Annotated in this window: 17 protein-coding genes and 1 pseudogene; 2 read left to right on the top strand and 16 right to left on the bottom strand. The window is 32.6% G+C overall.

The features are described 5' to 3' along the window. Positions 1 to 245: 245 nt before the first annotated feature. The 15 genes and pseudogenes from rseP to trmFO form a co-directional block, all read right to left on the bottom strand. Complete coding sequence (gene rseP / locus IY230_RS05250; RefSeq protein ID WP_196370411.1) at positions 246 to 1793, bottom strand: RIP metalloprotease RseP; 1548 nt, start codon at positions 1791 to 1793, stop codon at positions 246 to 248. Between the two features lie 21 nt (positions 1794 to 1814). Beyond that, positions 1815 to 2771: a phosphatidate cytidylyltransferase gene (locus IY230_RS05245; RefSeq protein WP_196370409.1), complete on the bottom strand. Its 957-nt coding sequence runs from the start codon at positions 2769 to 2771 to the stop codon at positions 1815 to 1817. A gap of 3 nt (positions 2772 to 2774) precedes the next feature. Then, positions 2775 to 3443 carry a polyprenyl diphosphate synthase gene (gene uppS / locus IY230_RS05240; RefSeq protein ID WP_196370407.1) on the bottom strand — a complete coding sequence of 223 codons (669 nt, stop codon included), beginning with the start codon at positions 3441 to 3443 and terminating at the stop codon, positions 2775 to 2777. Between the two features lie 37 nt (positions 3444 to 3480). Beyond that, complete coding sequence (locus IY230_RS05235) at positions 3481 to 4464, bottom strand: branched-chain amino acid aminotransferase (protein WP_196370405.1); 984 nt, start codon at positions 4462 to 4464, stop codon at positions 3481 to 3483. A gap of 144 nt (positions 4465 to 4608) precedes the next feature. Then, positions 4609 to 4845: a hypothetical protein gene (locus IY230_RS05230; protein ID WP_196370403.1), complete on the bottom strand. Its 237-nt coding sequence runs from the start codon at positions 4843 to 4845 to the stop codon at positions 4609 to 4611. Positions 4846 to 4954: 109 nt separating this feature from the next. Then, the gene (locus tag IY230_RS05225; protein ID WP_012243083.1) at positions 4955 to 5170 is read right to left on the bottom strand and encodes a hypothetical protein; all 216 of its coding nucleotides are present in this window, start codon (positions 5168 to 5170) and stop codon (positions 4955 to 4957) included. Between the two features lie 74 nt (positions 5171 to 5244). Then, positions 5245 to 5799, bottom strand: coding sequence for a ribosome recycling factor (gene frr, locus IY230_RS05220; protein ID WP_012243084.1), 555 nt, complete (start codon positions 5797 to 5799; stop codon positions 5245 to 5247). Next, positions 5796 to 6515 (bottom strand): UMP kinase, encoded by a 720-nt coding sequence (gene pyrH, locus IY230_RS05215; RefSeq protein ID WP_196370401.1) that lies wholly within the window; start codon positions 6513 to 6515, stop codon positions 5796 to 5798. Before pyrH ends, frr begins: the two co-directional genes overlap by 4 nt. Positions 6516 to 6542: 27 nt before the next feature. Next, a complete protein-coding gene (gene tsf / locus IY230_RS05210) occupies positions 6543 to 7433 on the bottom strand; it encodes a translation elongation factor Ts (RefSeq protein ID WP_196370399.1) in 891 nt (296 codons plus the stop codon). 99 nt (positions 7434 to 7532) lie between these two features. Then, complete coding sequence (locus IY230_RS06625; RefSeq protein ID WP_230852608.1) at positions 7533 to 7631, bottom strand: Rho termination factor N-terminal domain-containing protein; 99 nt, start codon at positions 7629 to 7631, stop codon at positions 7533 to 7535. Positions 7632 to 7811: 180 nt separating this feature from the next. Then, positions 7812 to 8573, bottom strand: a pseudogene (gene rpsB / locus IY230_RS05205) (30S ribosomal protein S2); the annotation flags it as partial. A gap of 209 nt (positions 8574 to 8782) precedes the next feature. Beyond that, entirely contained in the window at positions 8783 to 9223 is a 441-nt protein-coding gene (gene dut, locus IY230_RS05200) for a dUTP diphosphatase (RefSeq protein ID WP_196370396.1), read from the bottom strand. A 10-nt stretch (positions 9224 to 9233) separates the two neighbouring features. Next, positions 9234 to 9749, bottom strand: a complete 516-nt coding sequence (locus IY230_RS05195) for an NUDIX domain-containing protein (protein WP_196370395.1) — start codon at positions 9747 to 9749, stop codon at positions 9234 to 9236. Further along, positions 9733 to 10653, bottom strand: coding sequence for a tyrosine-type recombinase/integrase (locus IY230_RS05190; protein WP_196370394.1), 921 nt, complete (start codon positions 10651 to 10653; stop codon positions 9733 to 9735). Before IY230_RS05190 ends, IY230_RS05195 begins: the two co-directional genes overlap by 17 nt. Before the next feature lies 1 nt (position 10654). Next, positions 10655 to 11938 carry a methylenetetrahydrofolate--tRNA-(uracil(54)-C(5))-methyltransferase (FADH(2)-oxidizing) TrmFO gene (trmFO, locus tag IY230_RS05185; RefSeq protein ID WP_196370393.1) on the bottom strand — a complete coding sequence of 428 codons (1284 nt, stop codon included), beginning with the start codon at positions 11936 to 11938 and terminating at the stop codon, positions 10655 to 10657. 95 nt (positions 11939 to 12033) lie between these two features. Here trmFO and IY230_RS05180 point away from each other — a divergent pair, with 95 nt between their 5' ends. Continuing rightward, complete coding sequence (locus tag IY230_RS05180; RefSeq protein ID WP_196370392.1) at positions 12034 to 12708, top strand: MIP/aquaporin family protein; 675 nt, start codon at positions 12034 to 12036, stop codon at positions 12706 to 12708. Between the two features lie 6 nt (positions 12709 to 12714). Beyond that, complete coding sequence (locus IY230_RS05175; RefSeq protein ID WP_196370391.1) at positions 12715 to 13092, top strand: hypothetical protein; 378 nt, start codon at positions 12715 to 12717, stop codon at positions 13090 to 13092. A gap of 65 nt (positions 13093 to 13157) precedes the next feature. Here the strand turns inward: IY230_RS05175 and IY230_RS05170 are convergent, their stop codons facing one another. After that, positions 13158 to 13724: a folate family ECF transporter S component gene (locus IY230_RS05170; RefSeq protein ID WP_196370389.1), complete on the bottom strand. Its 567-nt coding sequence runs from the start codon at positions 13722 to 13724 to the stop codon at positions 13158 to 13160. Positions 13725 to 13745: the final 21 nt, after the last annotated feature.

Genomic DNA, 13745 nt, shown 5'->3' with positions numbered 1-13745 from the left:
TTTTACTTGTCAACAACTTTTTTTATTTTGTTGGATTTTCAAGTTTATCTTATAGATAACAGTTGGATTTCCGTTCTCGAAGAAGTGAACCTGTAATATTCTAACACATAGATATTATAAGTCAACCTTTATTTCAAAAAAAAGGGCAAAAATGTAAATTAAAATGTTTTATTTTTAAAATCATTAGTTTTCCAATAAAAAAGGGCCACTTTTTGATTAAATGGCCCTTTAAAGGTAATTTTGAATTATGTAAAAATTCTTAAAATGTCATTCCAAGTTACAAATACAAAGAGCATTAATAACAGAATAAAGAATGCATTATTGACTAGTCCTTCAACTTTTGCTGGAATTTTCTTTTTAGACACCGCTTCGTATCCTAAGAACAACAAGCGACCTCCATCTAAAGCTGGGATTGGAAGTAAATTCATGAGTCCAATATTTACAGATAAGAAGGCAACAAAACCTAATAGATTAATGAAACCACCTTGTGCTGCATTAGATACTAAACTAAATATACCGACAGGTCCTGCAAGATCTGAAACACCAACACCACTAGAAGTACTAAATAACATACCAATAGTGTTTACCATTTCAGTAACTGAACTACCAAATCTTTGGAACGGATTATATAACATATATAAGAAGTCAAATTCATAACCTGTTTGGAATCCAAAACGTACGGCTACACTTTCATGACCTAACTTATTTAATGTATCTTCAGGTAACACATCATATGTAAAAGTTAAGTATTCTCCATCACGTAAAACATTTAATGTAATGGTTGTTTGATTATAGTTTCTGGCAAGTACTAAAATATCTGACCAATTAGATACAGGTATCCCATTGACTTGTGTGATTTCATCACCTAAGTTTACACCTGCACTACCTGCTTTACCACCGATACCTCCAATAAATGCACCGTCTTTATATCCATCTCTTGTATCATTAACTAAACCAAAGTTTTGTAAAAGAATCGTCACATATAGATTAATAGATTCTTCAACACCATTTCTAACGACTACTACTGGTACAACATGATCTGTGATAAGTTCACCAATTTGTCTAATATCATTTAAGTCTTCGACATCTGTACCATTAATATTGACAATAATATCACCTGCAATTAGACCAGGATTTGATGATTCATGTACAACATTATCATCTACTGGTTTACCTTGAACTGCTGCAATAATAATAAATAGTAATAGGGCTAAGATAAAGTTCATCATAGGTCCCATGAATAACACTAAGAAACGTTGCCAAATTGTCTTAGATGCAAAAGATGACTCTTCTGGTGTGATTTGTAATTCTTTTTGATTACCATAATAATATTTAGCATCACGTGTCACTTGATATCGTAATACTTCACCTTCATCGGTTTTAATTTCAATGAAAAGTTCGCTTAAGTTTTTACCATATAAATCAAAATCAACAACTTCACCAGTAACAAGTGGTTTTTTTCTTGTTTGATCCAATAAAATACCTGTAACTAAACCAATTTCATTTAAACATATACCCACTCTAGAGCCTTTTGAGATTAAAGCATAATCCCCATTTTCTCCACTCATGGATACATAGCCACCTAAAGGTATGGCTCTAAAGGCATACTTGGTATCACCTTTTGTTTTTGCAACGATTTGAGGTCCCATACCAATTGAAAACTCATGGATGAGAATACCGGCTCTTTTCGCGAATAAGAAATGTCCTAATTCATGAATCGAGATGATTACTGTTAAAACTAATAAAAATAATACTAAGTTAGTCAATACACTAACAAGTTGTGAAAAATCCATAGTGCCACTCCTTATACGAAACTACATTGGGTAAAACTGTTTAATTAATATAAATATACCTAAGAACATGATACCGATGAATATAATAGAATCAAAACGATCTAAAATACCACCATGACCTGGAAATATATTTCCGAAGTCTTTAATTTTATAATTACGTTTCAATTTAGAAGCTACTAAATCTCCTATTTGAGCAGAAATAGAACCTAATAAAGTGATTGGTATAATAATAAGCGCTTGAGTAAATAAAGGCTCATTACCAATACTTGTAAAGTTATCGAATATTGTTTGATAGCCATCCGGATTAAAGATATATCCTAAAAATCCTTCTGGGCTAAATATCACACCGTAGAATATCGCAAATGATGATGCAATAATCGTACCGAAGAGTGTACCCGCAATGGCACCCTCCCATGACTTTTTAGGAGATATCCTTGGTGCCATTTTATGTTTACCAAAAGCAATACCAAAGAAATAAGCAAAGATATCTGTCATCATTGAAATTAAGGCTACATAAACGATAAATCGAACGCCTAAATATCTTAAGATGGTAATTGATGCAGCGCCTAAACCAATATAATTAATAATGGTAATTGCTTTACCTAAATCTGAACCACTAAAATCATCAATGAATACTAATAAACTTAATAAAATAACTGTTACAAATGAAAGTATAATCACTGGGTTTAGATTTAATGTAATTAAGAATAAACCAGGTAATACTTGAGGATTTAATGGTGCTATCATCCCACCAACATTCATATATGTTAACAAGGATAAAACGATTATAACTACTTGAACAACAATTTTGATTGGCTTTTCTTTTTCATACATATGAATAAGTTCTAATGCCCCCATAATCACAAATAGTAACATGACCATTTGAAATATACTAAATACCCAATTTGGATAATTTAAAACTGTAATTGGTAGCAATAATAAAATTAAAACAATTGCTGTAATGATTCTTTTCTTCATATATTATAATCCCCCAAAACGTCTTTGTCGTTTTGAATACGCTTTTAATGCCTTATCAAAATGTTTAATCTTAAATGCTGGCCAGTATCTTTTTGTAAAATATAATTCCGCGTATGCTAGTTGCCATAGTAAAAAGTTTGATAACCTTTGTTCTCCACCTGTGCGAATTAAAAGGTCTACTGGTCTATTCACCATTAAATGTTGTTCTAGATGTGCTTCATCTATAACTTCTATTTGTTTCATTGCAGTTATGAGTTCATCATAACTACCGTAATCGATACATACATTAATGATCATACCTGTAAAATCTTTTGTTTCTTCTTCTAGACTCGCCATTAATTCCAATATTTCTTTGGATAATCGGTCTTTTCTTCCTTTAAAACGAATACGAATGTTTGCTTGACAGATTCTAGCCTTATTTTTATTTACAACTTCAATCGGTTTAGTCATTAAATATTCAACCTCATCCTGTGGTCTTTTCCAGTTTTCGGTTGAAAAAGCATAAACAGTGAGTTCTTCTATGCCTCGATTGTTTGCATGTTCAGCAATTTTAGCTAGATTTAGGCCACCTTGATAGTGACCTGCTGATCTTGGTAGATGTAATCTTTTAGCCCACCTGCCATTGCCATCTAAAATAATGGCGACGTGTTTTGGTAGATTTCCAATTTTCATGAATAGTTTCCTTTCAAGTACACTTTATTATAGCAAACTAAACTTCAATGACCCAACCAAAATCTTCTTTTATGTCGCCAAACTGTATACTTTGAATTAAATTGTATAGTTTGTGTAATTTTTCATACGATTTAAACTGATAATTCACACCATTATCATAAATTTTGGTTATTGGTGTAATCACAGCAGCTGTGCCACATGCACCAACTTCATCAAATGTAGACAACTCAGTGACATCAATTGAACGTCTTATGACTTCCATACCTAACATCTTTTCAGCAATTGTTTGTAAACTATTATTTGTAATACTTGGTAGTATCGATTTTGACTGCGGTGTAATAAACATGTTATCTTTAATCGCGATAATATTGGTTGCACCAGTTTCATCTATTTTAGTATGTGTTTTGGGATCTAAATATAAACAATCATCAAAACCTTGTTGTTTTGCTAAATGTTTAGGATATAAACTTGCTGCGTAGTTCGCACCAGACTTTACATGACCAAGTCCATTAGGTGCAGCACGGTCATATGGTGTAGTTGTTAAATCAATTGGATTAAATCCATCTTTGAAGTAATTTCCAACCGGGGTTGCTACAATACAAAATAAAAATTCATTAGATGATCTTACACCCATAACAGTTTCTGTACCAATGACAAAAGGTCTAATATATAAAGTACCTTTAGATTCATAGCTTGGCACTAAATCTTTATTAGCTTCCACTACTTGATGTACAGCATCTAAAAACATGTCGACTGGTACTTTAGGCATTAATAGTCTTTCACAACTATTTTGTAACCTTTTAGCATTTGCATCTGGTCTAAATAGTAAAGTGCGTCCATCTTTTGCTCGATAAGCTTTTAATCCTTCAAAGACTGACTGGCCATAATGAAGTGCAACAGCCATCGCTGATATTTCAAAATGAAGTGAACTGTCTAATTTACCTTTATCCCATTTTCCATCCTTATAATAAGCATAATATACTTTATTTGTTCCGTGATACTTAAATCCTTCCACTTTCATCTACGTGCCCATAGGTGATGTATATACATCACTATCCCTTTCCTTGATTCATTTTAGATATATCCCAATTGATTAAAATAATTACTTATCATTATACCACAAAGAAAAAAGCATACTCCTTAATTGAAGTATGCTTAATACATTTTATAAAGCGTCTGTTAATATTGGTTTGCCCATTGCAGTGGTTGTAACAATATCGATGATCCATAAGATGTTCCATCCAAGAATAATCCATAAGATACCTATAATAAGTAACCCATTATTCTTCAACTCTGTACCTTTAACAATCCTATAAATTCCCCAAGTAATATCTAGAAGTGGTAAACAAAATATTACCTTTACAACAAACGGTAATTCATCCATCCATTCAACAAATTTCATATTTTATTTTCTCCTTTTTAGTATACATCTATTATATACCTTTAATTTATAGGTTTCAATCAATAAAAAACTGCAACCAATTTAGATTGCAGTTTAATGCTTAACTTGATTATGCTAAGACAGTTAAGTCGCGACTTAAAATCATAGTGACTAAGTCAATAATATAGAATAAAGGAGCAATGAAGAAGTTCAATACAGCCCCTAAAATGTTTCCACGTTGAACTCTTGTAACTATACCTAAAATCACATTAGTTACCGGAATAATTGCTAGAATTAATGATACTATCCACTCTAAACCTAAATATGCTTTTTGTCTTTTTGCCATTGTAAATCTCCTTTTTCTTTTATTTTACCATATATATAAAAAAACCACTTAGTTTAAGTGGTTTTCATAATTATTTATACATCTAATAATTCTTCGGATTTTTCTTTAGTCAGTTCGTCTACTTTTTTGACATATGCATCAGTTAGTGCTTGAACGTCTTCTAAGTATCCCTTTTCATCATCTTCAGTTAATCCTAATTTCTTAAGATGTTCATTACCATCTCGACGGATATGACGAATTGCTACTTTTCCAGCTTCAGCCATTTTCTCAACATCTTTAACAAGACTACGACGTCTTTCACCAGTAAGTGCTGGTAGTGTTAAGCGAATACCTGTTCCATCATTTCTTGGAGGTAATTCTAATGAAGATGTGTTGATCGCGGTTTCTATATCTTTTAATATAGATTTGTCGAAAGGTTTGATGTAAAGTTGTTGTGCTTCAGGTACTGAAATGGATGCTACTTGTTTAAGTGGTGTATCTACACCATAGTAGCTTACCATAATACGGTCAAGAATATTTGGGTTAGCGCGGCCCGTACGAACTGCTGCATATTCTCTACCTAAAGCTTCTAAACTCTTTTCCATTTTTTCTTCAATTTCAAGTAATATCATATCTGCTTGTTCATTCATGCGTTTACTCCGTTTCTTACAACTGTACCGATGTCTTCTCCTTTAGCTGCCTTTAAAATGTTGCCAGGTTTATTCATATCAAATACAAGTATTTCGATATGATTGTCCTTGCAAAGACTTGCTGCTGTAGAATCCATGATTTGTAAATTTTTTTCTAGGACTTGTTGATGTGATACTTGTCTTAAAAGTACAGCATCACTAAATTTATTAGGGTCTTTATCATAGACACCATCTACACCATTTTTGGCCATTAAGATAACTTCGCTATCTAATTCAGCTGCACGTAGTGCTGCTGTTGTATCAGTTGAAAAATATGGAGATCCTGTACCACCTGCTAATATGACTACACGTCCTTTTTCAAAGTGTCTTAATGCACGTCTTCGAATATAAGGTTCAGCTACAGCTGCAATTTGTAGTGCTGTCATCACACGGCTTGGAATTTCAATTGCTTCAAGTGCGTCTTGTAGGGCTAAACTGTTCATGATCGTACCTAGCATACCCATGTAGTCTGCTTGTGCACGGTCCATACCGAGTTCTTCACCAGTCTTACCACGCCATAAATTACCTGCACCGACAACGACAGCTACTTCAATACCAGCGTTACGTACAGTTTTAATTTCTTGAGCAATCTTTTTAACTGTTTTAGGATCGATGCCGTATTGGCCATCTCCCTTTAAAGCTTCTCCAGATATTTTTAAAATGATTCGACGATACATTGGATTCAACCCCTTTTTAAAAGAATTTTATTTGTTTACTTGTGCCATTACTTCTGCTGCAAAATCGTCTACTCTCTTTTCAATACCTTCACCAACTTCTAAACGTACATAACTTAAGATGTTGTTGTTAGCTGATTTTAAGTAGTTAGCAACAGTAACTGATGGGTCTTTTACAAATCCTTGGTCTAATAATACAATTTCTTGTAATACTTTGTTTAAGCGACCTTGTAAAATACCATTTAAAATCTTTTCTGGTTTTCCTTGTAGTGATTCATCATTTGCTATTTGTTCTGAAATTACTTTTGTTTCAACATCAATAGTAGATTGATTTACATCATTTCTACTTAAGAATTGAGGGTTAAACACTGTAATGTGCATAGCTAAATCTTTAGCTAATTCTTCGTTTGGTGTTTCTAAGACAGTTAATACAGAGATACGTCCACCCATATGTTTGTAAGCACCAAAGCCTTGAGTATCAGACTTCTTAACACGTATTACACGTCTTAAAGAAATTTTTTCTCCGATTGTAGCTGTTGCACCTAATACAACTTCTTCAACTGTTTTACCTGAAGCGTCTTTTAACGCTAAAGCTTCTTCAACTGATGCTACATTAGATTCAATAAATAAGTTACCTAATCCTTCGATTAGATCTGTAAATTGTTTGTTTTTAGCAACAAAGTCTGTTTCTGAGTTTAACTCAAATAATACAGCCTCATTACCTTTAACTACAACTGAAGTTAAACCTTCTGCTGCAATTCTATCCGCTTTTTTAGCTGCTTTAGCAATCCCTTTTTCTCTTAAAAGTGTTGCTGCTGCTTCAATATCTCCATTAGTATCTTCTAATGCTTTTTTGCAGTCTAACATACCTGCACCGGTTTTTTGTCTAAGCTCTTTAACCATAGCTGCTGTAATCGTCATTATTTAGTTCTCCTTAACTTGTTTATCAATATTATTATACTATAAGTTATTATATTTTTATAAAATAAAGGGATGATATATTCATCCCCTTTGTAAATATTACTTGCTTAAAGCTTCAACTAATTCAGCTTTTCTTAATTTTGAGTAATTTTCAATTCCCTTTGCTTTTGCTAGTTCTTTTAATTCAGCAACTTTCAAAGTGGATAAGTCTTCAGTTGGTTTTACTTCTGCTACTACTTTTGGAGCAACTTTAGCTTCTACTTTAACTTCTTGTTTAGCTTCTACTTTAGCTTCTGCCTTAACTTCAGCTTTAACTTCTACTTTAGCTTCATGTCTAGGTGCTGCTTTATCAAATCTTGGTTTATGTTCAGGACGGTTTTGTCTTGGTTTTTGTGATGGTTTTCTTGGTTCGTCTTGTTCAAATGGTGCATTTTCTTCATCATCATATTTTTCAACAACACCACCATTAGCTTCAACAACAGCATTTGCCATTACCCAAGTTAATAGTTTAACTGCACGGATTGCATCATCGTTTGCTGGAATAATGTAGTCTACTAAATCTGGGTCACAGTTTGTATCTACAATACCAAATACAGGAATACCTAATTTACGTGCTTCTTTAACTGCGATTTCTTCAGTTCTTGGATCTACTACGAATAGTGCTTGTGGTATACGTTGCATATCTTTAATACCACCTAAGAATCTTTCAAGTTTAATACGTTGTCTTGATAGACCTAACACTTCTTTTTTAGGTAACTTAGCCCATGTACCATCAGCTTCTGCTGCGTAAAGGCTATGTAATAATTTAATACGTTGTCTAATTGTTTTGAAGTTTGTTAAAGTTCCACCTAACCATCTGTGATCAACATAAAATTGACCTGCACGGATTGCTTCTTCTTTAATTGCTTCTGATGCTTGTTTCTTAGTACCTACAAATAGTACTGTACCGCCATCTTTAGCGATGTCATATAAAGCTGCATAAGCTTTTTCGATTTCTAAAGCTGTACGCTTTAAATCGATAATGTGAATATCTTTACGTGATGTAAAGATGTAAGGAGCCATTTTAGGGTTCCATCTTCTAGTTTGGTGACCGAAATGTACACCAGACTCTAAGAGTTGTTTCATTGATACTACTGCCATTTAATATACTTCCTTTCGATTTTTAGTTTTTTTCCTCTGCAACACTTTTACACTTATGCCACTATACGACGTATAGCACCTGACATAAGAAACATGTTACATGTGTATTTAACAGCCTACTTAATATACCATATTCATATATGTTTTGCAACAAATTATTGCATCTTTTTACCAAAAAATGTCAAATACCATATTTATACGAATTTTAATTATTGACCTGAACTACCAAACCCACCAGTACGTTCATTCGAACTCTCATCATCACTTGTAATGAGGTATTTTTGGAAAACACCCTGAGCAACACGTTCACCTTTTTGAATGACTGCATCACTTTGACCAAAATTAAATAACGGGATCATAATATGTCCTTCATTATTTGGGTTGTTATAATAATCTTTATCGATAATTCCAACCGCATTTGACATAATTAAACCTTTTTTAATACCTAATGAAGATCTTGGATAAATCATAAGTGCTTCGTTTTCTAACATATCTACTTTTAAACCTGTATCAATTAATTGAATCGTACCTGGTTTAATTACGTAATCTGCTGCACTTTCGATATCATAGCCTGCACTATATTTAGTCGCTCTTTTAGGTATATTGATAGTTTTATCTTTAAAACTTGTAACTACTTCAAATTTTCTCATATGCTTACCTCTAAATTTTTTTAAGTGACTCTAATACCTTAATCTCTCTAGGTAAAACAGTCTTCATGCCTCTTTTTTTATTTAACTTACTCATAGATAATTGATTAATATGTATGGCTTCATCAATTGAAACCCAAACCGGTTCTACACCGTGTTCTTTTTCTCTATCTGCTAAATCTTGATCACCAAAGTTTGATACTTCAACTACATAGTAATAAGATGTTTGAAGATACACAGTTGGTCTATTTGAAATACCATATCTTTTTTCTTCAATATAACCATAAGGTTTTATATTAAAGACTTCACTCGCACCAATTTCTTCTTTAACTTCTCTTTTAAGTGCACTGATGTGATCTTCACCTTTTTTCATACCACCACCTGGAAAGGTATAGTCTTTAAAGGTTGGTGAATAGACCATAAGTAACTTATTGTTGTTACAAATTATCGCCCTAATGGTAGTTCTAGTTTTATCTATAACTAAATCTTCGGTACCTTCTTCAATTATAATTTCACTTAGTTTTCTCATTATGTTGATTCCTTGGATGCGTCTGCATATATTTTTCTTTTAATTGTTCTTTTGAAACGTGTGTATAAATTTGAGTGGATTTTAAATGCTCATGACCTAGGAGTTCTTGTACAACTCTTAAATCTGCACCATGATTTAACATCGTAGTAGCAAAAGCATGTCTTAACATATGCGGATGTATCGCATAAGTTTCACCACTATCTTTAATCAATTGATTTAAGATAACTCTTAAACCTCTTACCGTAAGTGGTCCACCCTTATAATTTATAAACAGTTTTTGTTGATTGGTATCATCACCCTTAGAAAGTAGGGTGACTCTTACAAACGATAGATAATGTCTAATTTCTTCAATTAACTTATCATGTAAGATGATATATCTATCTTTCTTACCCTTACCATGGATAAGTATTTGACCACTGGATAAATAAATATCTTTAATTTCTAAATTAATAAGTTCACTTGCACGAACACCACAACTATATAGTAAATCTAAAATGACTAGATTTCTATAACCTAAAGGCTTTGATGTGTCAATAGAATCAAATAAATAATTGATAGCCTCATCATCAATAATATGCGGCAAGGTTTTAGCTACTTTAGGTGCTTTAATATCACTAAAGATGTTTTCTTCTATAAGTTCTTTAAAGATTAAATAATTGTAAAAGTTCTTTAAACTAGATAGTTTTCTAGCAATCGATTTTTTCTTAAAGTCTTGATTATCTAAATAAGATATATAATTACGTGCTAAACGGGGTCGTCTAGCACCTAATAAATCTTTAGCTAGCCCCTCTTTGATTAAAAAATCCTCGAACCCTTTAACATCATTGATATAACTTATGGCTGTGTGTTCACTAAAGTTTTTCTCAATGATGAGATAATCTTTATAATCAGAGATAATATCCATATTAGATACCTCCTTTAATATATTCCTTTAGTGCATTGATTGAACGATCATGATACATTTGTTTTCTTACAGTCTTATGTGCTTCTATTTGATCAAATAAACCAAAGTTTGCATTCATAGGTACAAAGTACTGATGATAGTTTGAAATATAACGTGCCATCGCACCCATCATCGTATCTACTGGTAAAGGTCTAATTTCACCTTGAGTTAATAAATTATGTAAATTGATTGCAACATTTAATCCAGATGCAGCAGATTCAATGTAACCTTCTACGCCAGAAATTTGTCCAGCAAAGAACCATTTTGGAATATCTCTAACTTGAAATGCATTGTTTAAATGTTTTGGAGATTCTAAATATGTATTTTTATGAATGACACCATATCTTAATATTTCAGCATTTTCTAATCCCGGTATCATTTGGATCACTCGTTTTTGGTCGCCCCACTTCATGTGGGTTTGAAAACCAACCATATTATACATTGTCTTATTGACGTCATCTTGTCTTAATTGAACAACTGCATAAGGTTTTTCACCATTGGGTTTAGTTAAACCAACTGGTTTAAGTGGACCAAAGCGTAGGGTATCAATACCACGTTTACCCATGTCTTCAACAGGCATACAACCTTCAAATACATTATTTTCAAAGTCTTTAGGTGCGACTGATTCTGCAGTCATTAACGCCTTATAGAATTCTAAATATTCTTGTTTGTTCATTGGACAGTTAATATATGCTGCTTCATCTTTATCATATCTAGATTTTAGATATACAATATCCATGTTGATGGATTTTGCATCAATAATTGGTGCAACCGCATCAAAGAAGTTTAAACTCTCTAAATGTAGATGATCTTGGATTTGTTTTGAGAGTAAATCAGAAGCTAGTGGTCCTGCTGCAATAATGGTATATTCATTTGGATTTAGTGATGTAACTTCTTCATGAATGACTTCAATATTTTCATGGTTCTTAATCTTTTCAGTTACATATTCAGAAAATAAATTTCTGTCGACTGCAAGGCTACTACCTGCAGGTACTTTATGTATATGTGCTGCTTCTAATATAAGCGAGTTAAAATATGTCATTTCAACTTTTAAAAGACCCACAGCATTGAGTGGATCGTTTGATCTAAATGAGTTTGAACATACGAGTTCTGCAAAGTTTTTAGTGACATGAGCAGGTGTGTTCTTTTTAGGTCTCATTTCATATAGTTTTACTTTATAGCCTTTATTTGCTAAATAATAGGCTGCTTCACTGCCGGCTAGTCCGGCACCAATAATTTTTATCATATTTTCACCACCTTGATTATAACATGAAACATTTGTTTATATTTTGGTATAATTGTAATAAATATAAATACTTTAGAATCAAGGAGATGAATTATATGAAGTTAAAAGCCTATTTGGCAGAATTTATTGGAGCTTTCGCTCTAGTTTTAGTGGGTTCAACTGCTGCAGTATTAAACTTAGAATTATCTAGTATTGCCTTAGCATTTGGACTTATTCTTATGGCTATGATTTATGCAGTAGGTTCAACATCAGGAGGACACTTTAATCCTGCAGTATCGTTTGCGATGGCATTGACTAAAAGATTATCTTGGAAAGATTTTGGAATGTATAGTTTCTTCCAATTACTTGGTTCATTAATCGCAGTGTTATGTTTAGTACCATTTGTTGGTGATTTATCTAATTTAGGTGCAAATCAAATATTTGGTGACTTTGGTGGTCAAACAGGCATCTTAATTTTATTATTAGGTGTCTTAGTTGAAGTGATTGGTACATTCTTATTTGTCTTTGTGATCTTGCGCGTTACAAAAGAACCAAATCTAAAGAGTCTTGCAGGTTTAATCATTGGTTTAACACTTGCAGCACTTATTTATTTTACAGGTCCTCTTACAAATGCAGGGTTAAACCCAGTTCGTTCTATCTTCTCTGGACTATTTCAGGGTGGTAAAGCATTAGAACAAGTTTGGATATTTATTGTAGGACCTATGATTGGTGCATTTTTAGCTGCTGTTGCTGCACCGTATTTTGATCAAGTGCCTGAAGAAAAAGCTTAAATCCATATGTATAGAAAATATCTGTACTTAGTAAGTTTAATTCTACAAAGTATCCTACTTCTATTATTTATTATATTTTTAGTAGATACGCTTATAAGTTATCCTCAAGGTTTAAAGGTAAGTGACTTTATTTTCGCGTTTCTATACTTAGTAATCTTATTACTATTTACAATTTATCATTACAGAAGTCCTTATCATGAAATGAAGTCTGCTATCTATCTAGCGGCATACTATTTTTCACCAATTATAATAATCGGTTTATTTTATTTACTAGATCCTACATCATCATTAGGTGTTTATAATACATTGGATATCTTTATCTCTACTGTCTATGGTCTAAATGGTGTCGTCCATTTGCTTACTATTATTGGTAAAGAAATTTAGTTATAACAACAATAAAAAAAGCATTTGTCTTAATCATTAATTTGATTATCAAATGCTTTTTATTTTTATGTATTTTTAGTACGCTTTTGTTCAAAAAACTCCATATATAGAGGTTCTAATCTAGTATTGACAGTAAATGTCACATAACTAATAATGATAATGTTTACGGGCATCATCAGAAGTCTTAACGGTAGATTAGCTGTTGCATAAGTAATTGCACTATTTAGATTACTAGAATAGGCATAGCTACTTAAGAAACTTGCAAGTGTTGAAAAACTAGTAGCCATGATGTGTGAAACAATTACAGCTAGTAAAATGCGAACCCAGCCTGACTTTCTTCTTGCGATTAGATAAGGTATTACACCCCAACTAATAGCTTGTAGCGCAAACATAAAGTCGTATGCAAATTGTGATCCACCTGCAAAAAAGCCTACCGCATCAGAGATAAAGCCCATCATACCACCGTAGATTGGACCTAGTACAATTGAACCAACTACAAGTGGGATTGCATAAAAGGGAAATCCAAAGCTTTGATTTGCAGGGACAATGGATTTAAATAATATATCTAATACAATGGATAGTGCTGTTAAAACTGCAGCTAGTGTCAGTTTCCTTAAATTTTGTTTAACCATTAAAAAAGACCTCCTTAGTCG

The sequence above is a fragment of the Acholeplasma laidlawii genome, from assembly GCF_015709225.1.
In the GTDB taxonomy this organism is placed as follows: domain Bacteria; phylum Bacillota_I; class Bacilli_A; order Acholeplasmatales; family Acholeplasmataceae; genus Acholeplasma; species Acholeplasma laidlawii_A.
Note: the sequence above shows the minus strand (reverse complement) of the source record. Positions and strands in the feature narration are given on the sequence as shown.